At 70.0% G+C, this 21,557-nt stretch carries 18 protein-coding genes; 13 read left to right on the plus strand and 5 right to left on the minus strand.

What is annotated here, in order from left to right:
• Nucleotides 1-148 precede the first annotated feature (148 nt).
• Entirely contained in the window at nt 149-1,960 is a 1,812-nt protein-coding gene (sdhA, locus tag WFI16_RS02680) for a succinate dehydrogenase flavoprotein subunit (protein WP_419896246.1), read from the plus strand.
• Between the two features lie 15 nt (nt 1,961-1,975).
• Nucleotides 1,976-2,761 carry a succinate dehydrogenase iron-sulfur subunit gene (locus WFI16_RS02685; protein WP_419896247.1) on the plus strand — a complete coding sequence of 262 codons (786 nt, stop codon included), beginning with the start codon at nt 1,976-1,978 and terminating at the stop codon, nt 2,759-2,761.
• 77 nt (nt 2,762-2,838) lie between these two features.
• Here WFI16_RS02685 and WFI16_RS02690 read toward each other — a convergent pair whose 3' ends face one another.
• Complete coding sequence (locus WFI16_RS02690; protein WP_419896248.1) at nt 2,839-3,105, minus strand: DUF2171 domain-containing protein; 267 nt, start codon at nt 3,103-3,105, stop codon at nt 2,839-2,841.
• A 181-nt stretch (nt 3,106-3,286) separates the two neighbouring features.
• On the opposite strand from WFI16_RS02690, the gene zapE reads away from it, so the two are divergent.
• The 7 genes from zapE (at nt 3,287) to odhB (ending at nt 12,875) form a co-directional block, all read left to right on the plus strand.
• Nucleotides 3,287-4,474, plus strand: coding sequence for a cell division protein ZapE (zapE, locus tag WFI16_RS02695; protein WP_419896249.1), 1,188 nt, complete (start codon nt 3,287-3,289; stop codon nt 4,472-4,474).
• 31 nt (nt 4,475-4,505) lie between these two features.
• Nucleotides 4,506-4,991: a hypothetical protein gene (locus WFI16_RS02700; RefSeq protein ID WP_419896250.1), complete on the plus strand. Its 486-nt coding sequence runs from the start codon at nt 4,506-4,508 to the stop codon at nt 4,989-4,991.
• A gap of 316 nt (nt 4,992-5,307) precedes the next feature.
• On the plus strand, nt 5,308-6,261 hold the full coding sequence (mdh, locus tag WFI16_RS02705) for a malate dehydrogenase (protein WP_419896251.1): 954 nt from the start codon (nt 5,308-5,310) through the stop codon (nt 6,259-6,261).
• Nucleotides 6,262-6,357: 96 nt separating this feature from the next.
• The gene (gene sucC / locus WFI16_RS02710) at nt 6,358-7,554 is read left to right on the plus strand and encodes an ADP-forming succinate--CoA ligase subunit beta (protein ID WP_419896252.1); all 1,197 of its coding nucleotides are present in this window, start codon (nt 6,358-6,360) and stop codon (nt 7,552-7,554) included.
• A 1-nt stretch (nt 7,555) separates the two neighbouring features.
• Nucleotides 7,556-8,446: a succinate--CoA ligase subunit alpha gene (gene sucD / locus WFI16_RS02715; RefSeq protein ID WP_419896253.1), complete on the plus strand. Its 891-nt coding sequence runs from the start codon at nt 7,556-7,558 to the stop codon at nt 8,444-8,446.
• A gap of 199 nt (nt 8,447-8,645) precedes the next feature.
• Nucleotides 8,646-11,543, plus strand: a complete 2,898-nt coding sequence (locus WFI16_RS02720; RefSeq protein WP_419896254.1) for a 2-oxoglutarate dehydrogenase E1 component — start codon at nt 8,646-8,648, stop codon at nt 11,541-11,543.
• 99 nt (nt 11,544-11,642) lie between these two features.
• A complete protein-coding gene (odhB, locus tag WFI16_RS02725) occupies nt 11,643-12,875 on the plus strand; it encodes a 2-oxoglutarate dehydrogenase complex dihydrolipoyllysine-residue succinyltransferase (RefSeq protein WP_419896255.1) in 1,233 nt (410 codons plus the stop codon).
• A gap of 72 nt (nt 12,876-12,947) precedes the next feature.
• Here odhB and WFI16_RS02730 read toward each other — a convergent pair whose 3' ends face one another.
• Nucleotides 12,948-13,934, minus strand: coding sequence for a tripartite tricarboxylate transporter substrate binding protein (locus WFI16_RS02730; RefSeq protein WP_419896256.1), 987 nt, complete (start codon nt 13,932-13,934; stop codon nt 12,948-12,950).
• Nucleotides 13,935-14,239: 305 nt separating this feature from the next.
• Here WFI16_RS02730 and lpdA point away from each other — a divergent pair, with 305 nt between their 5' ends.
• The 3 genes from lpdA (at nt 14,240) to WFI16_RS02745 (ending at nt 16,906) form a co-directional block, all read left to right on the plus strand.
• Entirely contained in the window at nt 14,240-15,631 is a 1,392-nt protein-coding gene (gene lpdA, locus WFI16_RS02735; protein WP_419896257.1) for a dihydrolipoyl dehydrogenase, read from the plus strand.
• A gap of 48 nt (nt 15,632-15,679) precedes the next feature.
• Nucleotides 15,680-16,153: a Cys-tRNA(Pro) deacylase gene (gene ybaK / locus WFI16_RS02740; RefSeq protein ID WP_419896258.1), complete on the plus strand. Its 474-nt coding sequence runs from the start codon at nt 15,680-15,682 to the stop codon at nt 16,151-16,153.
• A 144-nt stretch (nt 16,154-16,297) separates the two neighbouring features.
• Nucleotides 16,298-16,906 (plus strand): hypothetical protein, encoded by a 609-nt coding sequence (locus tag WFI16_RS02745; RefSeq protein ID WP_419896259.1) that lies wholly within the window; start codon nt 16,298-16,300, stop codon nt 16,904-16,906.
• 84 nt (nt 16,907-16,990) lie between these two features.
• Here the strand turns inward: WFI16_RS02745 and WFI16_RS02750 are convergent, their stop codons facing one another.
• From WFI16_RS02750 to fsa, 3 genes are read right to left on the minus strand one after another with little or no spacing between them, the layout of a single operon-like run.
• Nucleotides 16,991-17,917: a tyrosine recombinase XerC gene (locus tag WFI16_RS02750; protein ID WP_419896260.1), complete on the minus strand. Its 927-nt coding sequence runs from the start codon at nt 17,915-17,917 to the stop codon at nt 16,991-16,993.
• Nucleotides 17,914-18,513: a DUF484 family protein gene (locus WFI16_RS02755; protein ID WP_419896261.1), complete on the minus strand. Its 600-nt coding sequence runs from the start codon at nt 18,511-18,513 to the stop codon at nt 17,914-17,916. Before WFI16_RS02755 ends, WFI16_RS02750 begins: the two co-directional genes overlap by 4 nt.
• Before the next feature lie 56 nt (nt 18,514-18,569).
• Entirely contained in the window at nt 18,570-19,226 is a 657-nt protein-coding gene (gene fsa, locus WFI16_RS02760) for a fructose-6-phosphate aldolase (protein WP_419896262.1), read from the minus strand.
• A gap of 115 nt (nt 19,227-19,341) precedes the next feature.
• Here fsa and WFI16_RS02765 point away from each other — a divergent pair, with 115 nt between their 5' ends.
• On the plus strand, nt 19,342-21,528 hold the full coding sequence (locus WFI16_RS02765) for a primosomal protein N' (protein WP_419896263.1): 2,187 nt from the start codon (nt 19,342-19,344) through the stop codon (nt 21,526-21,528).
• The last annotated feature ends 29 nt before the right edge of the window (nt 21,529-21,557 follow it).

Genomic DNA, 21,557 nt, shown 5'->3' on the forward strand with positions numbered 1-21,557 from the left:
GCTGGCACGGCGACGCCTTGCGCGATGCGGGAGCAGACCGATGTATGGGCGCCGCTGCTGGCGGCACCGCACCCGGCGGCTTCTGCCGCCATGATGAACTGCCCGGCGGCGCCTGCCGCAGCCATGAACTAACGGACGGATCGGGACGATGAACGCGATCACCATGCCCTCCTCGGGCGCCTACCGCGTGGTGGACCACACCTACGACGTGGTCGTGGTGGGAGCCGGCGGCGCCGGGCTCCGCGCGACCTTCGGCATGGGGGCGGCCGGCCTGAAAACCGCCTGCATCACCAAGGTCTTCCCCACCCGCAGCCACACCGTGGCGGCCCAGGGCGGCGTCGGCGCCGCGCTCGGCAACATGGGCGAGGACAACTGGCGCTGGCACATGTACGACACCGTCAAGGGGTCGGACTGGCTGGGCGACCAGGACGCCATCGAATACATGTGCCGCGAGGCGGTGCCGGCGATCATCGAGCTCGAGCATTTCGGCGTGCCCTTCTCGCGCACCGAGGACGGCAAGATCTACCAGCGGCCCTTCGGCGGCCACATGCAGAACTACGGCAAGACCCCGGCCATGCGCGCCTGCGCCGCGGCCGACCGCACGGGTCATGCCATCCTGCACACGCTGTACCAGCAGTCGCTGAAGCATAACTGCGAGTTCTTCGTCGAATACTTCGCCCTCGACCTGATCATGGACGAGGAAGGCGCCTGCCGCGGCGTGATGGCCTGGAACCTGGAAGACGGGACCATGCACCGCTTCCGCGCCCAGACCGTGGTGCTGGCCACCGGCGGCTATGGCCGCGCCTATTTCTCCTGCACCTCCGCCCATACCTGCACCGGCGATGGCGGCGGCATGGTGCTGCGCGCCGGCCTGCCGCTGCAGGACAATGAGTTCGTGCAGTTCCACCCGACCGGCATCTACGGCTCCGGCTGCCTGGTGACCGAGGGTGCCCGCGGCGAGGGCGGCTACCTGACCAACTCCGAGGGCGAGCGCTTCATGGAGCGCTATGCCCCGACGGCGAAGGACCTGGCGTCGCGCGACGTCGTCTCCCGCGCCATGTCGATGGAGATCCGCGAGGGCCGCGGCGTCGGCCCGCACAAGGATCACATCCACCTGCATCTGGAGCATCTCGGCGCCGAACTGCTGCATGAGCGGCTGCCGGGCATCTCCGAGACCGCGAAGATCTTCGCGGGCGTGGACGTGACCAAAGAGCCGATCCCGATGCTGCCCACCGTCCACTACAACATGGGCGGCATCCCGACGAACATCCATTGCGAGGTGCTGGCCGCGACCGGCACCGACCAGGATCGCGTGGTCCCCGGCCTGATGGCGGTGGGCGAGGCGGCCTCGGTCTCGGTGCATGGCGCCAACCGCCTGGGCACCAACTCGCTGCTGGATCTCGTGGTCTTCGGCCGCGCCGCGGCGCTGCGCGCCACCGCCACCCTGAAGCCGGGCGCCACCCAGGCGCCGCTGCCGGCCAAGGCCGGCGAGAAGGCGCTGGACCGTCTCGACAAGGTCCGCCACGCCAAGGGCAGCACCTCGGTCGCCGAGCTGCGGCTGACCATGCAGCGCACCATGCAAACGCATGCGGCAGTGTTCCGCACCTCGGAGCTGCTGAAGGAAGGCTGCGAGAAGATGGCGAAGGTGGCCGCCGGCTACAGCGACATCCGCATCGCCGACCGCTCGCTGATCTGGAACAGCGACCTGGCCGAGGCGATGGAGCTGGACAACCTGATCGGCAATGCGCTGACCACCGTGGTCGGCGGCGAGGCCCGGCACGAGAGCCGCGGCGCGCATGCCCATGAGGATTATCCTGAGCGCGACGACGCCAACTGGATGAAGCACACGCTCGCCCGCGTGGACGAGAACTACAAGGTGTCGCTGGATTATCGCGACGTGAAGATGCGGACCCTGACCAACGAGGTCCAGGTCTTCCCGCCCAAGCCGCGCGTGTACTGAGGAAGGAGCGGGACCATGGCCACTTTCACCCTGCCCAAGAACTCGACCATCGGCACCGGTCAGACCTACCGGGCCGAGGCCGGCGCCAAGAACGTCAAGTCGTTCAAGATCTACCGCTTCGACCCCGATACGGGGGAGAATCCGCGCTACGACACCTATGAGCTCGATCTCGACAAGTGCGGCCCGATGGTCCTGGACGCGCTGATCAAGATCAAGAACGAGGTCGACACGACGCTGACCTTCCGGCGCTCGTGCCGCGAGGGCATCTGCGGCTCCTGTGCGATGAACATCGACGGGATGAACACCCTGGCCTGCCTCAAGCCGATCGAGGAAGTGGCCAAGAAGGACGTGCGCATCACCCCGCTGCCGCATATGCCGGTGGTGAAGGACCTGGTGCCCGACCTGTCGCACATCTACGCCCAGCTGCGCTCGGTCGAGCCCTGGCTGAAGTCCGACACCCCGCCGCCGCCGGATGAGGAGCGCCGCCAGTCCAAGGAGGAGCGCGCCAAGCTCGACGGGCTGTGGGAGTGCATCCTGTGCTTCTGCTGCTCCACCGCCTGCCCGAGCTACTGGTGGAACGGCGACCGCTATCTCGGCCCGGCCGTGCTGCTGCAGGCCTATCGCTGGATCGCCGATTCGCGCGACGAGGCGACCGGCGAGCGGCTGGACAATCTGGAAGACCCGTTCCGGCTGTATCGCTGCCACACCATCATGAACTGCGCCGCGACCTGCCCGAAGGGCCTGAACCCGGCGGCGGCGATCGGCAAGATCAAGCAGATGATGGTCGAACGCCAAGGCTGACGAGGATGTGGGGGTCCGGGGGCATTAATGCCCCCGGCGGGGGTCAGGGGGCAGCGCCCCCTGGCCTTTTTTTATGTCTAGCTGCCGGTCACCGCCAACCCGGCCCCTGCCTCGGGCTCGTCCTGCAGGAGCGAGGTGGCCGCCGTATGGTTCATGATGGTCGACACCTTGCCGCCCTCGACATCGGCGACGGCGCTGAGCGGCAGGTATTTGTGCTGCCCGTCCGGCGAGGAGTCGCGGGTCAGCTTGATGAAGTCGCCGGCCAGGTGGTCGACCCGGCCCAGCGGGGTGCCGCAGGAGGCGACCACCTCGGCGTGTTCCTGGATCATGCTCCGGTCGATCATCGCAGGCTCTCCCTGGTGGTTGCTGTCACCAGGTAACGCCGCGACCGGCCGGAGGATGCGGCGGACCGGTTCCGCGCACATCCCCCATCGACGGCATGAAACCATCATTCTTTCCGTGGGTTGTGCTTTACAGTGAAGACGCGGTTGCCGCATCGGCCCTGACAGGCTATGCCGCAACGCGATGGATGGCCCCATGAAGCCGGGGGAGGCCGCTGGCCTCCCGTCCTACGCCGAAGGACCACTCCCCGCCTACCGTGCGAAGGTGGCGGCGGGTGAACTGCGTTCCGACCCCGCCCAGGCGTTTGCCGCCGAGACCCTGCAGGATCTCTGGCGCCGCACACGCGGCTACGAGCCGAAGCACGAGCCGCCCACCAAGGAGGGCGGCGGCTTCATGTCCCGCTTCCTGCGCCGCAAGCCGGTCGAGGAAGCCCCGGGCAACGCCCCCCAGGGACTCTATCTGGTTGGCGAGGTCGGCCGCGGCAAGTCCATGCTGATGGACCTGTTCTTCGCCTGTGCCGATGTGCCGCGGAAGAAGCGGATCCACTTCCACCAGTTCATGCAGCAGTCGCACCAGCGCATCCATGCCTGGAAGAAGCAGCATGGCGACACCCAGGACCCGATCCCGCCGCTGGCCGACAGCATCACCGCCGAGGCCTCGCTGCTCTGCTTCGACGAGTTCCAGGTGCATGACATCGCCGATGCGATGATTCTGGGCCGGCTGTTCGAGGCGCTGTTCGCCCGCGGCACGGTGATCGTCGCCACCTCGAACACCGCGCCGGACGACCTGTTCAAGGGCAAGCCGGGGCGTGACGCCTTCCTGCCCTTCATCGCCCTGATCAACAAGCATGTGGCGGTGCTGCAGCTGAAGTCGCAGCAGGATTATCGCCGCGACCGCATCCAGGGGCTGCCGACCTGGCACGCGCCGATCGATGGCCGCGCCGAGCGGGCGCTGGACGCCGCCTTCAAGGAGTTGACCGGCCGCCCGCATGGCGCGCCGGAGGAGATCGAGGTGCTCGGCCGCCGGGTGCGGGTGCCGCAGGCCGTGGGCGGCGTTGCCCGGGCCGATTTCGAGGATCTCTGCGGCCTGCCGCTCGGGCCGGCCGACTACCTGGCGCTGTCGACCCATTTCCACACCCTGGTGCTCGACGGCGTGCCCCGGCTGGGGCCGGACAATTTCGACCGGGCCCGGCGCTTCATCACCCTGGTCGACACCCTCTACGAGCATCGCTGCAAGCTGGTCGCCTCGGCCGCCGCGGTGCCGGACCAGCTCTACGAGCAGGGCGAGAACGCGGCGATGTTCCAACGCACCGCCTCCCGCCTGATGGAAATGCAAAGCCACGACTATCTGGGCCTGCCGCACCTCACCTGAGGCTGCGGCAGCGTGTCATAAGGAAGCTCGCATGCGATTGATCCCGCTCTGCCTCTTGGGCCTGCTGACCCTGGCGCTGGTGCCTGCCGCGCTGGTGCCGACGGCCGAAGCCGCCGGGGCGCGGACCGAACGCAATGCCGGCAAGGCGGGCAAGGCCAGCGGCAGCGCCGCGCGTGCCGCGGCGCCGGCCCGGCAGCAGGCCAGCGTCGCCCGTGGCAATACCCGCGCCGCCGTGGCGGCCGCCCCGGCCCGCGGCAGCCGCGCGGCCGTCAGCCGCGCCTCGGCCAAGCCGATGGCGCCGGCGCGGCGTGGGGCCGCCCTGCAGCGCACCGCCAGCCGCCAGCCGGCGGCGCGCGGCGGCCAGCGCGAGGCGGTCCGCCGCGTGGTCGGCCCGCGGCTGACCTCCTGGCAGGCCGGCCTGCCGACGGCGGCGGGCGAGCAGCGCGAATGCCCGGTCGGCACCATGTCGACCCTGGCGCGTGGCCATGATGATGTGGTGCGCTGCCTGCCGCTCTGAGCGGGTTTCTGGTCGTTCCCCGGGCCGGCGGCCCCCGGACGCCCTGTTTCGGCCCTGCGCGGCCGTGATCAGCCACCCGGCCGCGGCATAGCGGCCGGCCACCGCCCTGCACCCCGGACAGGGGCCAGGGCATCGGGAGGTCTCTGGCGGACTCCCCCGGCTCCCGGCCTGCGCCGCGGGGCAGGGGGCGGCCGCTTCGTCGCGGCTGCCTGAATCTGACACGCCACCGCCTTGTCGGGCGGGGTGTGGGGGAGTAGGTAGCCACGCAAGTTTCCAGATACCGCCTTCGCTTGAACGCTCGGGAAGGATGATCCTCATGGCCCGCAAGAAGATTGCGCTGGTTGGCGCCGGCAACATCGGTGGCACCCTCGCCCACCTGATCGGCCTCAAGGAACTGGGCGACGTCGTCCTGTTCGACGTCTTCGCCGGGGTTGCCGCCGGCAAGGCCCTCGACATCATGCAGTCGGGCCCGGTCGACGGCTTCGACAGCAAGATGGTCGGCGCGGCCGATTATGCCGCGATCGAGGGCGCCGACGTGGTGATCGTCACCGCCGGCTTCCCCCGCCTGCCGGGCATGACCCGCGATGACCTGCTGACCAAGAATGCCGAGGTCATCACCAAGGTGGCCGAGGGCATCAAGACCTATGCCCCCAACGCCTTCGTCATCTGCATCACCAACCCGCTCGACGTGATGGTGTGGGTGCTGCAGCAGAAGTCCGGCCTGCCGGCCGAGAAGGTCGTCGGCATGGCCGGCGTGCTCGACTCCGCCCGCTTCCGCATGTTCCTGGCCGAGGAGTTCGGGGTGTCGGTCGAGGACGTGACCGCCTTCGTGCTGGGTGGCCATGGCGACACCATGGTGCCGCTGACCCGCTACTCCACCGTCGCCGGCATCCCGGTGCCCGACCTGGTGAAGATGGGCTGGACCACCCAGGAGAAGATCGACGCCATCGTCACCCGCACCGCCAATGGCGGCGGCGAGATCGTCAAGCTGCTGGAGAAGGGCTCCGCCTTCTACGCCCCGGCCGCCTCGGCGATCGCCATGGCCGAGAGCTACCTGAAGGACAAGAAGCGCGTGCTGCCCTGCGCCGTGCTGCTGAGCGGCGAATACGGCATGAGCGACTTCTATGTCGGCGTGCCGGTGGTGATCGGCGACAAGGGCGTCGAGAAGATCGTCGAGGTCCAGTTCACGCCGGAAGAAAAGGCCGCCTTCGACAAGTCCTGCGACGCGGTGAAGAAGCTGATCGCGGACTTCAAGAAGCTCGGCGTCTGATTCCCCCTCGGGAGCGGGCCGCGGGGCCGGCTCCCGGGACCTAAATGTCGGGTCGGGGCAGCTCCCGGCCTGTTGGCCCATGCAGAGGGTGAACGGATGAACATCCACGAATACCAGGGCAAGGAGCTGCTGAAGCGCTACGGCGTGGCAGTTCTCGAGGGCCATGTCGCCTGGACCGCCGCCGAGGCGGAGGAAGCGGCGAAGAAGCTGCCCGGCCCCGTCTATGTGGTGAAGAGCCAGATCCATGCCGGTGGGCGTGGTGCCGGCCGCTTCAAGGAAGACCCGAACGGCAAGGGCGGCGTCCGCGTCGTCAAGTCGGTCGCCGACGTGAAGGCCGCCGCCGAGGCGATGATCGGCAAGACCCTGGTGACCAAGCAGACCGGCGAGGCCGGCAAGCAGGTCAGCCGCGTCTATGTCGAGGATGGCTGCGACATCAAGCGCGAGCTCTATCTCTCGCTGCTGGTCGACCGTGACACCTCGCGTATCGTCATCATGGCGTCCACCGAGGGCGGCATGGAGATCGAGGAGGTGGCCGAGAACCACCCCGAGAAGATCCTGAAGGCGGTGGTCGACCCGGCCTCGGGCGTCTCCGGCTTCCACTGCCGCAAGCTGGCCTTCGGGCTCGGCCTGGAAGGCAAGCAGGTCGCCTCCTTCACCAAGTTCGTCACGGCGATGTACACCGCCTTCGTCGAGCTGGACTGCGCCATCGTCGAGATCAACCCGCTGGTCGTGACCGGTGCCGGCGAGATCGTGGCGCTGGATGCCAAGGTGTCCTTCGACGACAACGCGCTGTTCCGCCACAAGGATCTCGAGGCGCTCCGTGACGACACGGAGATGGACCCGAAGGAGCTCGAGGCGGTCAAGCACGACCTGAACTATGTGGCGCTCGATGGCGAGATCGGCTGCATGGTGAACGGCGCCGGCCTGGCGATGTCGACCATGGACATCATCAAGCTCTACGGCTCCTCGCCCGCCAACTTCCTCGATGTCGGCGGCACCGCGACGGCCGAGCGCGTCACCGAGGCGTTCCGGATCATCACCTCCGACAGCAACGTCAAGGCGATCCTGGTCAACATCTTCGGCGGCATCGCCAAGTGCGACATGATCGCCAATGGCATCGTCGTCGCCGCCAAGAACCTGACCCTCTCGGTGCCGCTGGTCGTGCGCCTCGAGGGCACCAATGTGGACCTCGGCAAGAAGATCCTGGCCGAATCCGGCCTGGCGATCATCCCGGCCGACAATCTGGCCGACGCCGCCGAGAAGGTGGTCCGCGCCGTGAAGGGAGCCAAGTAAGATGGCCATCCTCGTCGACGCGAACACCAAGGTGATGACCCAGGGCTTCACTGGGTCGCAGGGCACCTTCCACGCCGAGCAGGGCATCGCCTATGGCTCGAAGTATGTGGGCGGCGTGACCCCGGGCAAGGGCGGCCAGACGCATCTCGGCCTGCCGGTGTTCAACACGGTCGCCGAATGCGTGGAAGCCACCGGCGCCAATGCCTCGGTCATCTACGTGCCGCCGCCGTTCGCCGCCGACTCCATCCTGGAGGCGATCGACGCCGAGGTGCCGCTGATCATCTGCATCACCGAGGGCATCCCGGTGATCGACATGATCAAGGTCAAGCGGGCGCTGTCCGGCTCCAAGTCGCGGCTGATCGGCCCGAACTGCCCGGGCGTCATCACCCCCGACGCCTGCAAGATCGGCATCATGCCGGGCCATATCCACAAGCGCGGCTCGGTCGGCATCGTCTCCCGCTCGGGGACGCTGACCTATGAGGCGGTGGCCCAGACGACAGCGGCCGGCCTCGGCCAGTCGACCTGCGTCGGCATCGGCGGCGACCCGGTCAAGGGCACCGACTTCACGGAAGTCCTGGAGATGTTCCTGGCCGACCCCGAGACCCAGTCGATCATCATGATCGGCGAGATCGGCGGCCAGTCGGAGATCCAGGCCGCCGAGTTCCTCGGCCGCGAGAACAAGCCGGGCTCCAAGGGCTACAAGCCCGTGGTCGGCTTCATCGCCGGTGCGACCGCCCCTCCGGGCCGCCGCATGGGCCATGCCGGCGCCGTCATCTCCGGCGGCAAGGACACCGCCGAGGCGAAGATGGCCGCCATGCGCGAGGCCGGGATCCATGTCGCCGAGAGCCCCGCGGCGCTCGGCTCGACCATGGTGAAGGCGCTGCGCGGCTGATGCCGGAGCGAGGCGCGCAAGGGGACGGCCAACGACGCGGGTCTGCCATGCAGGCCCGCGGCGGCGACCTGCAACTTGCCGCCTTTTACCATTATGTTATCCAGCGCCGTCCCTATATCCGGGGCGGCGTTGGCGTTTTCTGACGCCCCGCTGTGAGCTGACCGCCGTGCCCGAGGAAGGCGCGGGCGAGGAGGATAAGATGGCCGGTATCGACATCCTGGCAAGCGTGATGACGGGGGCGAATGCCACCTTCCTTGCCGATCTGTACGCGCGCTGGGTGGAGCGGCCGGACAGCGTGGACGCCTCCTTTCAGGAGCTCTTCGCGGCGCTGAACGACGACGCCAAGGCGGTGCTGCATGACGCCAGCGGCGCCTCCTGGGCGCCGCGGCCGAAGGGCGGCTTCGCCCCCGAGCCCGAGGCGCCGAAGGCCGATCCGAAGAAGGGCGGCAAGCCCGGCGCCCCCGCCGCGGCCGCTCCCGGGGTGGACCCGGCCGCCGCGCGGCAGCAGGCGCAGGACGCGATCCGCGCGCTGATGCTGATCCGCGCCTATCGCGTGCGCGGCCATCTGGAGGCGCAGCTCGACCCGCTGCACCTGCAGACGCCGAAGCCGCATCCGGAGCTGGACCCGAAGAGCTACGGCTTCAGCGAGGCCGATCTCGACCGGCCGATCTTCATCGACAAGGTGCTCGGCCGCGAGACGGCGACGCTGCGCGAGATCGTCGGCATCCTGCGGGCGACCTATTGCGGCCCGATCGGCGTCGAGTTCATGCATATCCAGGACCCCGAGCAGAAGTCCTGGATCCAGCAGAAGGTCGAGGGCGCGCCCTGGACCACCGCCTTCGACGCGGCGGCCAAGAAGCAGATCCTGCAGCAGCTGACCGAGGCCGAGGGCTTCGAGGCCTTCTGCGCCCGCAAGTATGTCGGCACCAAGCGCTTCGGCCTGGAGGGTGGCGAGGTCACCATCCCCGCCGTGCAGACGGTGATCGAGGCGGTGGCCGCCGAGGGCGTCGGCGAGATCGTCATCGGCATGGCGCATCGCGGCCGGCTGAACACGCTGGTCAACGTGGTGAAGAAGCCCTTCACCAAGGTCTTCGCCGAATTCAAGGGCATCTCGGCCAATCCGGACGACGTGCAGGGCTCGGGCGACGTCAAGTACCACCTGGGCACCTCCACCGACATCGAGATCGGCGGCCGGACGGTGCACCTGTCGCTGCAGCCGAACCCGTCGCATCTCGAGGTCATCGACCCGGTCGTGGTCGGCAAGGTGCGGGCGCGCCAGGACATGGCGGGCGACACCAAGGGCCGCCGCAGCGTCATGGGCATCCTGCTGCATGGCGACGCCGCCTTCGCCGGCCAGGGCGTGGTCTATGAGACCCTGGCGATGAGCCAGCTGATCGGCTACCGCACCGGCGGCACCGTCCACGTCATCACCAACAACCAGATCGGCTTCACCACCGTGCCGGCGCATGCCTATTCGGGCCTGTACTGCACGGATGTGGCGAAGTCGGTGCAGGCGCCGATCCTGCACGTCAATGGCGACGACCCGGAGGCGGTGGTCTTCGCCGCCCGCATGGCCGCCGAGTACCGCATGAAGTTCGGCGCCGACGTGGTGCTGGACATCGTCTGCTACCGCCGCCACGGCCATAACGAGACCGACGAGCCGGCCTTCACCCAGCCGATCATGTACGGCCGGATCAAGGAGCTGAAGACCACCCGCACGCTCTATGCCGAGCGTCTGGCGGCCTCCGGCGCGCTGCCGGCCGAGGACAGCAAGGCGATGCTGGACGCCTTCTACGCCCAGCTTGAGGAGGCCTACCAGGCCGCCCAGACCTTCAAGCCGAACAAGGCCGACTGGCTGGAAGGCCATTGGTCGGGGCTGAAGGCCGCCGGCTCGGATGACGAGGAGAAAGAGGACGGCACCGCCGTCGACCTCGAGACGCTGCGCGAGGTGGGCGCCGCCCTGTCCCGCGTGCCGGAGGGCTTCGCCGCCAATTCCAAGATCGTCCGCCAGCTCGAGGCGAAGAAGAACGCCATCGAGAGCGGCGAGGGCATCGACTGGGCGACCGGCGAGGCGCTGGCCTTCGGCAGCCTGCTGCTGGAAGGCCACCGCATCCGCCTCTCGGGCGAGGATGTGCAGCGCGGCACCTTCAGCCACCGCCACTGCGTCCTGGTCGACCAGAACAGCCAGGCGGAATACGTGCCGCTGAACAACATCCGCGACGGTCAGAAGCGGATGGAAGCCTTCAACTCGCTGCTCAGCGAGATGGGCGTGCTCGGCTTCGACTATGGCTATACGCTGGCCGATCCGAACACCCTGACGCTGTGGGAAGGCCAGTTCGGCGACTTCGCCAATGGCGCCCAGGTGGTGATCGACCAGTTCATCGCCTCGGCCGAGACCAAGTGGCTGCGCATGTCGGGCCTGGTGATGCTGCTGCCGCATGGCTATGAGGGCCAGGGTCCGGAGCATTCCTCGGCCCGCCTCGAGCGCTACCTGCAGCTCTGCGCCGAGCGCAACATGGCGGTCTGCAACTTCACGACCCCGGCCAATTACTATCATGCGCTGCGCCGGCAGCTGAAGCGCAACTACCGCAAGCCGCTGATCGTCATGACGCCGAAGTCGCTGCTGCGGCACAAGCTGGCGGTCAGCAGCCTGGCCGAGTTCGCCACCGGCAGCAGCTTCCAGACCGTGCTGCCCGAGGCGGATGCGATCGGCCCGGCCGACAAGGTGAAGCGCGTCGTGCTCTGCACCGGCAAGGTCTATTACGACCTGCTGCAGGAGCGCCGCGACAAGAAGATCGACGACATCGCCATCGTGCGGCTGGAGCAGATCTATCCCTTCCCGCGCCTGTCGCTGGCGCGCGTCCTGGGCGAGTACAGGAACGCCGAGATCGTCTGGTGCCAGGAGGAGCCCGAGAATATGGGCGCCTGGACCTTCGTCGACCGGCGCATCGAGAAGGTGCTGAAGGAGCTGGGCCACAAGACCCAGCGCCCCGCCTATGTCGGGCGCGAGGAGGCGGCGAGCCCCGCCACCGGCTCGGCCAAGGTGCATCAGCAGCAGCAGGAAACCCTGGTTCGCCAGGCTCTCGGCCTGGCATAAGCCGCTCCCATCAGGCGCGGGGCCCCGCTGCGGCGGCGCTCCGCGCCTCCGTTTTTTTCAGAAGCTGACCTTTAGCACCGGCAAAGAGGCGACGGCAGAATGACCGATATTGTGGTGCCCCCCCTGGGCGAGAGCGTCTCCACCGCGACCATCGCGAAGTGGATGAAGAAGGCCGGTGAGGCTGTCGCGGCCGACGAGCCGCTGGTGGAGCTGGAGACCGACAAGGTCACGGTCGAGGTCAATGCGCCCTCCGCCGGCGTGTTGGAATCGATCGTCGCCGAGGAAGGCGCCGAGGTCGAGCCGGGCGCGGTGCTGGGCGTGATCGCCGCCGGCGCCGGTGCCGCCGCGCCGAAGGCCGCGGCGCCCGCGCCGGCTGCCGCCCCCGCCGCCCCGAAGGTCGAGGCGCCGCGCGCCGAGACCGGCCCGGTCGCCCGCCCGGGCGCCCCCTCGGCGCATGCGCCGCTGCCGGCCGCCGCCAAGATGATGGCCGAGGCCAATGTCTCGGCCGAGCAGATCGGCGCCGGCACCGCCAAGGACGGCCGCATCAGCAAGGGCGACGTGCAGTCCTTCCTGGCGCAGCCGGCCCCGGCTGCCGCCAAGGCTGCCGCGCCCAAGGCGCCGCGCGCGCTGGAGAGCGGCGAGGAGCGGGTGAAGATGACCCGCCTGCGCAAGACCATCGCCGTCCGGCTGAAGGAGGCGCAGAACACCGCCGCCATGCTGACCACCTTCAACGAGGTGGACATGGGCGCGGTGATGGCGCTGCGGAACGAGTACAAGGACGTCTTCGAGAAGAAGCAGGGCGTGAAGCTCGGCTTCATGTCCTTCTTCGTGAAGGCCTGCGTCGCCGCGCTGAAGGAATTCCCGGCGGTCAATGCCGAGATCGACGGCGACGACCTGGTCTACAAGAACTTCGTCCACATGGGCATCGCGGTCGGCGGGCCCTCGGGCCTGGTCGTCCCCGTGCTGCGCAATGCCGACCAGATGTCGTTTGCCGGCATCGAGAAGGCCATCACCGGCTTCGGCAAGCGCGTCCGCGACGGCCAGCTGAAGCTCGAGGAGATGGCGGGCGGCAGCTTCACCATCACCAATGGCGGCATCTACGGCTCGATGATGTCGACGCCGATCCTCAACCCGCCGCAGTCGGGCATCCTCGGGATGCACTCGATCAAGGAGCGGGCGATGGTGGTCAACGGCAAGATCGAGATCCGGCCGATGATGTACCTGGCGCTGTCCTATGACCACCGGATCGTCGACGGCAAGGAAGCCGTCTCCTTCCTGGTGCGCGTCAAGGAGAGCATCGAGGATCCGCGCCGGCTGATGCTGGACGTCTGATCCCGCCCGGCTCCGGGAACGGGGTCGGAAACGGGGCCAGGGTCGCGCGAGCGGCCCTGGCCCTTTTTCGTGTCAGTCGATGCTGAGATTGAGCTTGGCCACCATGTCGCGCTCATAGGCGACGCGCTGCACGGTGAAGCTGCGATAGCTCTCGGTGTCCATGTAGGCGAGCGGCATGTCCCAGCGCTCGCGCACGGCGGTGTTCTCCGGGCTCATCAGCGCCGCCTTCATCGCGTCGTGCAGCGCCCGCACCACGCCCGGATCCATGCCCTTCGGCCCGACCAGCCCATAGGGCGAGGTCACCGCCATATCGATGCCCAGCTCCTTCAGCGTCGGCACATCGGGGAAGCGCCTGGCGCGCTCCGGCGACCAGACGCTGAGCAGGCGGAACTGCCCGGCCTCGACCTGCGGCACCCAGGCGGAGCTGTCGGCGATGCTGTCGATCTGGCTGCCGAGCAGCGCCGTGACGCCCTCGGTGCTGCCGCGGAACGGCACATGGGTCAGCTGGATGCCCAGCCTATTGCACAGATCCTCCATCGCGATGTGGTTGCTGGTGCCGATGCCGCTGGTCGAATAGGTCAGGTGGCCGGGCCGTGCCTTGGCCGCCGCGACGTAATCGGCCCAGGAGCGGATCGGGCTGTCGGAGCGCACCACCACGCCGAACAGCCAGCCGGTCAGCCCGATGATCTGGGTGAAATCCTCCACCGGATCCCAGGAGCGCGCCTTGGTCATGAAGGGGTGGCGCAAGACCGAGAGGTGCTGCTGCGCCAGGGTGTAGCCGTCGGGCTGGGCCTGCAGCAGCGCCTGCGCCGCCAGCAGGCCGCGCGCGCCGGAGCGGTTCTCCACCAGCACCGTCTGGCCCATCAGCTTGCCGGCCAGGTCAGCCAGGCTGCGCAGCTGCGCATCGGCCGAGCCGCCGGGCGGCCAGGGCACCATCAGCCGGATCGCCCGGGCCGGGTAGCCCTGGGCGATCGCCGGCCGGGCGAGGGGAGCCAGCAGCGCGGCGGGAAGCGCCAGCGCCGCGCGCCGCGGCCAGGCGCCGCGCGTCGGTCGGGTCATCGAGTATCCTCCCAATGCGGCGCCTGTGGCCGGCGCCGTCGCCGGGAAGGGTGGCAGAAGCCGCGGCGGGAATGCAATTTTTCCGGCAGCTGGCAGCGACGCGGCGCGTGTGCCAGGGGGGGCATGCCAGGCGGGCGTGCCAAGCTGGCGGCCGGGCCACGCGGCCGGTCCGACCCGCCTTCCTCCCGGCCCTGGGGCGGCTTGATCGCGCGGGCGAATGCCTGCCCGGCGCCGCGGCCCCTTGCGAGCCCGGCGCCGCCGCGCCAGTTTGCGGGCCATCCATTGCCAGGCAGGATCTTCGACCCATGTCCGACAGCTTCGACCTCATCGTCATCGGCGCCGGCCCCGGTGGCTATGTCTGCGCCATCCGGGCCGCGCAGCTCGGCATGAAGGTGGCCTGCGTCGAGAAGCGCGAGACGCTGGGCGGCACCTGCCTGAACGTCGGCTGCATCCCCTCCAAGGCGATGCTGCAATCCTCGGAAGCCTTCGAGGAGACCAAGCACAAGTTTGCCGACCACGGCATCCTGGTCGATGGCGTCAAGCTGGACCTGGCGCGCATGCAGGCGCGCAAGGGCGAGGTGGTCGGTGCCAACGTCAAGGGCGTCGAGTTCCTCTTCAAGAAGAACAAGATCACCTGGCTGAAGGGCGCTGGCAGGATCGTGGCCCCCGGCCAGGTCGAGGTCGCCGGCCAGACCTATGCCGCCAAGAACATCGTCATCGCCACCGGCTCGGACAGCGCGCCGCTGAAGGGCGTCGAGGTTGACGAGAAGCAGATCGTCACCTCGACCGGCGCGCTGGAGCTGGAGAAGGTCCCCGGCCACCTGGTGGTGATCGGCGGCGGCGTCATCGGCCTCGAGCTCGGCAGCGTCTGGAAGCGGCTCGGCGCCGAGGTCACCGTGGTCGAGTATCTCGACCGCCTGGCCCCCGGCATGGATGGCGAGACCGCCAAGCAGTTCGAGCGGGTGCTGACCAAGCAGGGCTTCAAGTTCAAGCTGAAGTCCAAGGTGACCGCCGCCGCCAAGACCGCCGAGGGCGTCACCCTGACGATCGAGCCCGCCGCCGGCGGCGCGGCCGAGGAGCTGAAGGCCGATGTGGTGCTGCTGGCCATCGGCCGCCGCGCCTATACGGAAGGCCTGGGCCTGGCCGAGGTCGGCGTCGCCCTGGACGAGCGCGGCCGGGTCAAGACCGATGGCCATTTCGCCACCAACGTCCCCGGCATCTACGCCATCGGCGATGTCATCGCCGGCGCCATGCTGGCCCACAAGGCCGAGGATGAGGGCGTTGCGCTGGCCGAGATCCTGGCCGGGCAGAAGGGCCATGTGAACTACGGCGTGATCCCGGCGATCGTCTATACCTGGCCCGAGATCGCCAGCGTCGGCGAGAGCGAGGACGAGCTGAAGGCGCGCGGCCAGGCCTATAAGGTCGGCAAGTTCCCGTTCCTGGCGAATGGCCGGGCGCGCGCCATGGGCGACACCGACGGCTTCGTGAAGATCCTGGCCGACAAGGAGACCGACCGCGTGCTGGGCTGCCACATCCTGGGCCCGGATGCCGGCACGCTGATCGCCGAGGTCGCCATCGCCATGGAATTCGGCGCCTCGGCCGAGGATGTGGCGCGCACCTGCCACGCCCATCCGACGCTGAACGAGGCGGTGAAGGAAGCGGCGCTGGCCGTCGACGGCCGCGCCCTGCACATCTGAGCCGACCGGGAAGGGGCGCCGCGCCCCTTCCCACCCCGCGAGGCGCCCATGTCGAAATCCACGCCCGCGACCCTCGCCGCCCAGAAGGCCGGCATCGCCTTCACCCTGCACGCCTATGACTACGACCCCGAGGCCGAGAGCATCGGCCTGCAGGCGGCCGAAGCCCTGGGCGAGCCCCCCCGCCGCGTCCTGAAGACCCTGATGACCGAGGTCGATGGCCGGCCGGTCTGTGTCGTGCTGCCCTCCGACCGCGAGGTCGCGATGAAGAAGCTGGCCGCCGCCGCCGCGGGCAAGTCGGCCGCCATGATGCGCGTCCCCGATGCCGAGCGGCTGACCGGCTACCGCGTCGGCGGCATCAGCCCCTTCGGCCAGAAGAAGCGCGTCGCCACCTTCGTCGAGAGCGCGGCACTGTCGGAACCCTATGTCTTCGTCAATGGCGGGCAGCGCGGGCTGCAGATCCGGCTGAGCCCGGCTGACCTGCTGGCGGCGCTGGGGGCGAAGGCGGCTGTGATCGCCGGGTGACACCCGACGGCTTTGTCACGCAGCGTTACGATCCTCTCTTTTCCGTGAGTTCTGCCTCGGTCATAGCGGCAGGACACCCTTCCGCCTGAAGGTCAGAATGGCCGGGCGCGCGGCGGTGCCAGTCACCCAGAGGCTCCCATGATGATGCTGCCCCGTTCTGCCGCCCGCCTGGCCCTGTTGGCCGGCCTGGCGCTGCTCTCCGCCTGCGGCGCCGCGCCCGGCACCGATTTCTCGACCCGCAGCCAGAAGATCACGCTGCAGACCGAGCCCGGCGGCGCGCAATGCAGCCTTCAGCGCAATGGCGAGGCGCTGGCCGAGATCAATCCGGCGCCGCAGCAGATCACCGTGACGCAGAGCCGCCGCGACATCGCCGTGCTGTGCCGTCACCCAGGCTACCGGGACACCGCTGCGGTCCTGGAATCGACCATGATCGACATCACGCCGGTGCATATGCTGGGGCTGGGAATGGCTGGGGTCATGGCGCATACCGCCGCCGGCAACTTCAACCGCTACCCCGAGGAGACGACGGTCGCGCTGCTGCCGCTGGCCTTCGCGGACACCGCCGCCCGCGACAGTTTCGTGGCGGCCCGCAAGGCCGAAATCGCCACCCGCGCGGCGGCCGCGGAACGCCGCATCGCCCGCAGCTGCACGACCCCGGATTTCTGCCGCCTGGAGCGCGAGAATGCCGAGGCCGACCAGCAGACCCGGCTGGCCAAGCTCGAGACCGAGATCGCGGCGATTCCGGTTCAGTAAGCCCGGCTCAGCAGGCAAGGCCAGGGGAAGGAATTCCCCTGGACCCCATCTTTTTTCTGTTCGATGGCCGCTGCCGGCGCTGCTCTACCCCGCCCGCGGATGCGCCTTCTGCCAGGTCTCCAGCAGCTTCGCCGAATCGACGCTGGTGTAGCGCTGGGTGGTCGACAGGCTGGCATGGCCCAGCAATTCCTGGATCGAGCGCAGATCGCCGCCCGCCCCCAGCAGATGGGTGGCGAAGGAGTGGCGCAGCGCATGCGGCGTCGCCGATTCCGGCAGCCCGGCCAGGCGGCGATAGGTGCGCAGCGCCCGCTGCGCCATGCCGGCATCCAGGCGGCCGCCGCGGGCGCCGAGGAACAGCGGCTGCTCTGGCGGCGGATGGCCGCGCGCAGCGAGATAGGCACTGACCGCCCGCTCGACCGCGGGCAGCACGGGGACCAGGCGCTGCTTGTCGCCCTTGCCGCGCACCTTCAGGCCGATGCCGGCACGCGGCGCCTGGCCGACATTGAGGTCCAGCGCCTCCGAGATGCGCAGCCCGCAGCCATAGAGCAGGGTGAAGAGGGCAGTGTCGCGCAGCGCCAGCAGGGAGGAGTTCTCGACGCTGCCGGCCTCCTCGATCACGTCGCGGGCCTGGTCGGGGGTCAGCGGGCGCGGCGCGGGCGGCGTCACCTTGGGGCCGCGCAGCCCGGCCAGCGCCAGCGGCTGCAGGCCGTGGTGGCGGGCGAGAAAACGGAGAAAGCCGCGGATCGCGGCCAGCTGGCGGGCGCGGGTGGCGGCGCTGACCCCGTCGCGGGTGGCGCGCTCGGCCATGAAGCTGCGCAGATCGGCGGGGCGCAGCGCCTGCAGGGCGGCCAGGTCCGGCTCGGCGCCCAGGTGGCGGGTCAGGAAGCCGAGGAAATCGGCCAGGTCGGCGCCATAGGCGGCGAGGGTGTGGCGGCTGGCGCGGCGCTCGCGCTCCAGCCAGTCGAGCCAGAGGCCGCGCGCGGCGATGCCCGTGAGGCGGGGATTGTTCATCGCAGCAGCGCCGCGGCCAAAGCACGCGCCAGGAACTGCAGATGCGGCGTGGCGCCGCGCGCCGGCAGGTCGCCGGGGTTGCGGGCGCCGAGCACCAGCAGGGCAGGGGCGCCGGGCAGCGGCAGCCGGGCCAGGGCGTCGCAGCAGACCAGCGGCGCGGCCTCGGCATGCAGCAGGGCCAGCTCGGTCGGCGTGGCGCGGCGCAGCGCGTCGCGGCCGGCCGGCAGCAGCCGGGCGACGCTGCCGGGCGGCAGGGTCAGCCGGTGGTCGGCGGGCGTGCCTTCGTCGGCGATGGCGCAATGCGCCAGGCCCAGCAGGTCCGGCCATTCCTGGCGGACGGTCTCGGGCGGGTCGCGGCTGGGGATCAAAGCAAGGACGGCGGCGCGGGTGCGGGCGGAGAAGCCGTCGCTCTCGCGGGCGGTATCGGCCAGGGCGCGGGAGGCCGCGCGCTCGGCGGCCAGCATCGCCGCCATGTGGTCGGCCAGCCCCTCGCCATGGATGCGGCGGGGCGGGCTGAGCATCCGGTAGAGCTCCGGCTGCTGGGCCAGGAAGTCGGGGTGCTTGCGCAGCCAGGCGGCAACCGTGTCGCCGTCCATCACGGTCTGTTCCAGAGGTGGCCGGGGCGAGAAACGCGCGCCCCGGCCCGTTCCTATCAGAGGATGCTCTGCCCCGTCTTCTTCCAATCGGCCAGGAAGGCTTCCAGGCCGCGATCGGTCAGCGGGTGCTTGATCAGCTGGCGGATCACCGCCGGCGGCAGGGTGGCGACATCGGCGCCGATCCGGGCGGCCTGGGCCATGTGCAGCGGGTGGCGGATCGAGGCGACCAGCACCTCGGTCTTCAGGTCCGGGTAGTTGCGGTAGATCTGCACGATGTCTTCGATCAGCTGCATGCCGTCCTGCGCCAGGTCGTCGAGCCGGCCGACGAAGGGCGAGATGTAGGTGGCGCCCGCCTTGGCGGCCAGCAGCGCCTGCACCGGCGAGAAGCACAGGGTGACGTTCACCGGGGTGCCTTCCTCGGTCAGGGTGCGGCAGGTGCGCAGGCCCGCCTCGGTCAGCGGCACCTTGACGCAGACATTCTCGGCGATGCCGCGCAGGAAGCGGCCCTCGGCCAGCATGCCCTCATAGTCGGTCGCGGTGACCTCGGCCGAGACATGGCCCGGGGTGACGGTGCAGATCTCGGCGATCACCTCGGCCATGTTGCGGCCGGACTTGGCGATCAGCGAGGGGTTGGTGGTCACGCCGTCGACCATGCCGAGCTCGGCAAGCGCGCGGATTTCGGACACCTCGGCGGTGTCGACGAAGAACTTCATGTCGGGATTCCCCTGCGGCGGCACGGCGCGGGCGCCGTGGCGATGACCTGCGAGGCCGCCCTTGTAGCGGAGAGAGGGTGTTGAACGAAAGGCCGTGCCGCCCGACAAAGGCGGCATGGCCCGTCTGCGTGTCCTGCTGCCCTTGCCGCTCGCCGGCGCCTATGACTACCGCGTCCCCGCCGGCTGGGCCGAGGCGCCGGTGGCCGGCAGCTTCGTCGAGGTGCCGCTGGCCGGGCGCAGCATGATCGGCGTGGTCTGGGATGGCGCGGCCGATCCCGACCTGCCGGAGAAGAAGCTGCGCGACATCCGGGCGGTGCTGGACGTCCCCCCGATGACGGCGAGTTTGAGAAAGTTCGTCGACTGGGTGGCGGCCTATACGCTGAACCCGCCCGGCGCGGTGCTGCGCATGGCGATGAGCGCGCCTTCGGCGCTGGAGCCGCCGGCCTCGAAGGCTGGCTGGCGCCTCTCGGCCGCCGGCCAGCGCGCCAAGCGGGGCGAGGGGAAGCTGACAGAGACCCGGCGCCGGGTGCTGGACGCGATCGAGCCGGGCGACGTGCAATCGGCCGCCGCCATCGCTGCCGAGGCCGGCGTCTCCTCCGGCGTGGTGCGCGGCATGGCCGAGGCCGGGCTGCTCGAATCGGCGCTGATGCCGGCGGGCGAGGCCTTCCCGACCCCCGACCTGACCCGCCCCGGCCCGCTGCTGGGCGGCGAGCAGCAGGGGGCGGCGGCGGCGCTGCGCCAGGCGACGGCGGCGCGGGCCTTCGGCGTGACGCTGCTGACCGGCGTCACCGGCTCGGGCAAGACCGAGGTCTATCTGGACGCGGTGGAGGAGTGCCTGAAGCTCGGCCGCCAAGCGCTGGTGCTGCTGCCGGAGATCGCGCTCTCCACGCAATGGCTGGAGCGCTTCGAGCGCCGCTTCGGCGTGCCGCCGGCGCTGTGGCATTCCGAGCTCGGCAGCCGGCGGCGGCGCGACACCTGGCGCGCGCTGGCCGAGGGCCGCATCCAGGTGCTGGTCGGCGCCCGCTCGGCGTTGTTCCTGCCCTATCCCGATCTCGGCCTGATCGTCGTCGACGAGGAGCACGAGACCGCCTTCAAGCAGGAGGAGGGCGTCGTCTACCACGCCCGCGACATGGCGGTGGTGCGCGCGCGGCTGTCGCAGGCGGCCTGCGTGCTGGTCTCGGCGACGCCGAGCCTCGAGACCCTGACCAATGCCGAGACCGGGCGCTATGCGGCGCTGCACCTGCCGGTGCGGCATGGCGGCGCCTCGATGCCGGCGGTCAGCCTGATCGACCAGCGGGCGACGCCGCCGGAGCGCGGCCGCTTCCTCAGCCCGCCGCTGGTCGAGGCGGTGAAGGCCACGCTGGCCGAGGGGCAGCAGGCGATGCTCTTCCTCAACCGCCGCGGCTATGCGCCGCTGACGCTCTGCCGCAGCTGCGGCCACCGCATGCGCTGCCCGAATTGCAGCGCCTGGCTGGTCGAGCACCGGGTGCGCCGCTGCCTGCAATGCCACCATTGCGGCCATGCCGAGCCGATCCCGCCGAACTGCCCGGAATGCCATGCCGAGGCCAGCCTGACCCCGCTCGGCCCCGGGGTGGAGCGGGTGCAGGAGGAGGCCGAGCTGCTGTTCCCCGAGGCCCGCCGGCTGGTCATGGCCTCCGACACCATCGCCGGGCCGGCGGCGGCGGCGGAGGCGGCGCGCGCCATCGCGGCGCGCGAGGTCGACCTGATCATCGGCACCCAGATCGTCGCCAAGGGCTGGCACTTCCCGCATCTGACCCTGGTCGGCGTGGTCGATGCCGATCTGGGCCTGGCCGGCGGCGACCTGCGGGCGGCCGAGCGCACCGTGCAGCTGCTGCACCAGGTGGCCGGCCGGGCGGGGCGCGCCGAGGCGCCTGGCCGCGTGCTGCTGCAGAGCTGGAGCCCCGACCACCCCGTGCTGGAGGCCCTCGTCGCCGGCGACCTGGACGGCTTCATGGCGGCGGAGGCCGAATCGCGCCGTCCCGGCCACTGGCCGCCCTTCGGCCGGCTGGCGGCGCTGATCGTCAGCGCCGAGGACGAGCGCGAGGCCGACCGGGTAGCGCGCGACCTCGGCCAGACCGGGCCGCAGGGGGAGGGGGTGCAGGTGCTGGGCCCGGCGCCGGCGCCGCTGGCGCTGCTGCGCGGAAAACACCGGCGGCGGCTGCTGCTGAAGGCGCGGCGCGACATCGCCGTGCAGCCGCTGCTGCGCGAATGGCTGGGGCGGGTGACGATCCCGGCCTCGGTCCGCGTCCAGGTTGACGTCGATCCGGTCAGTTTTCTCTAGGCGCCTGATTTCCGCCGGAATCGGGCTGC

The organism is Roseomonas sp. USHLN139 (assembly GCF_037145735.1).
Taxonomy (GTDB): domain Bacteria; phylum Pseudomonadota; class Alphaproteobacteria; order Acetobacterales; family Acetobacteraceae; genus Pseudoroseomonas.

Coding starts and splice junctions, on each gene's coding strand:
- sdhA (WP_419896246.1), top strand. CDS start 149: ATGAACGCGATCACCATGCCCTCCTCGGGCGCCTACCGCGTGGTGGAC.
- WFI16_RS02685 (WP_419896247.1), top strand. CDS start 1,976: ATGGCCACTTTCACCCTGCCCAAGAACTCGACCATCGGCACCGGTCAG.
- WFI16_RS02690 (WP_419896248.1), bottom strand. CDS start 3,105: ATGATCGACCGGAGCATGATCCAGGAACACGCCGAGGTGGTCGCCTCC.
- zapE (WP_419896249.1), top strand. CDS start 3,287: ATGGATGGCCCCATGAAGCCGGGGGAGGCCGCTGGCCTCCCGTCCTAC.
- WFI16_RS02700 (WP_419896250.1), top strand. CDS start 4,506: ATGCGATTGATCCCGCTCTGCCTCTTGGGCCTGCTGACCCTGGCGCTG.
- mdh (WP_419896251.1), top strand. CDS start 5,308: ATGGCCCGCAAGAAGATTGCGCTGGTTGGCGCCGGCAACATCGGTGGC.
- sucC (WP_419896252.1), top strand. CDS start 6,358: ATGAACATCCACGAATACCAGGGCAAGGAGCTGCTGAAGCGCTACGGC.
- sucD (WP_419896253.1), top strand. CDS start 7,556: ATGGCCATCCTCGTCGACGCGAACACCAAGGTGATGACCCAGGGCTTC.
- WFI16_RS02720 (WP_419896254.1), top strand. CDS start 8,646: ATGGCCGGTATCGACATCCTGGCAAGCGTGATGACGGGGGCGAATGCC.
- odhB (WP_419896255.1), top strand. CDS start 11,643: ATGACCGATATTGTGGTGCCCCCCCTGGGCGAGAGCGTCTCCACCGCG.
- WFI16_RS02730 (WP_419896256.1), bottom strand. CDS start 13,934: ATGACCCGACCGACGCGCGGCGCCTGGCCGCGGCGCGCGGCGCTGGCG.
- lpdA (WP_419896257.1), top strand. CDS start 14,240: ATGTCCGACAGCTTCGACCTCATCGTCATCGGCGCCGGCCCCGGTGGC.
- ybaK (WP_419896258.1), top strand. CDS start 15,680: ATGTCGAAATCCACGCCCGCGACCCTCGCCGCCCAGAAGGCCGGCATC.
- WFI16_RS02745 (WP_419896259.1), top strand. CDS start 16,298: ATGCTGCCCCGTTCTGCCGCCCGCCTGGCCCTGTTGGCCGGCCTGGCG.
- WFI16_RS02750 (WP_419896260.1), bottom strand. CDS start 17,917: ATGAACAATCCCCGCCTCACGGGCATCGCCGCGCGCGGCCTCTGGCTC.
- WFI16_RS02755 (WP_419896261.1), bottom strand. CDS start 18,513: ATGGACGGCGACACGGTTGCCGCCTGGCTGCGCAAGCACCCCGACTTC.
- fsa (WP_419896262.1), bottom strand. CDS start 19,226: ATGAAGTTCTTCGTCGACACCGCCGAGGTGTCCGAAATCCGCGCGCTT.
- WFI16_RS02765 (WP_419896263.1), top strand. CDS start 19,342: ATGGCCCGTCTGCGTGTCCTGCTGCCCTTGCCGCTCGCCGGCGCCTAT.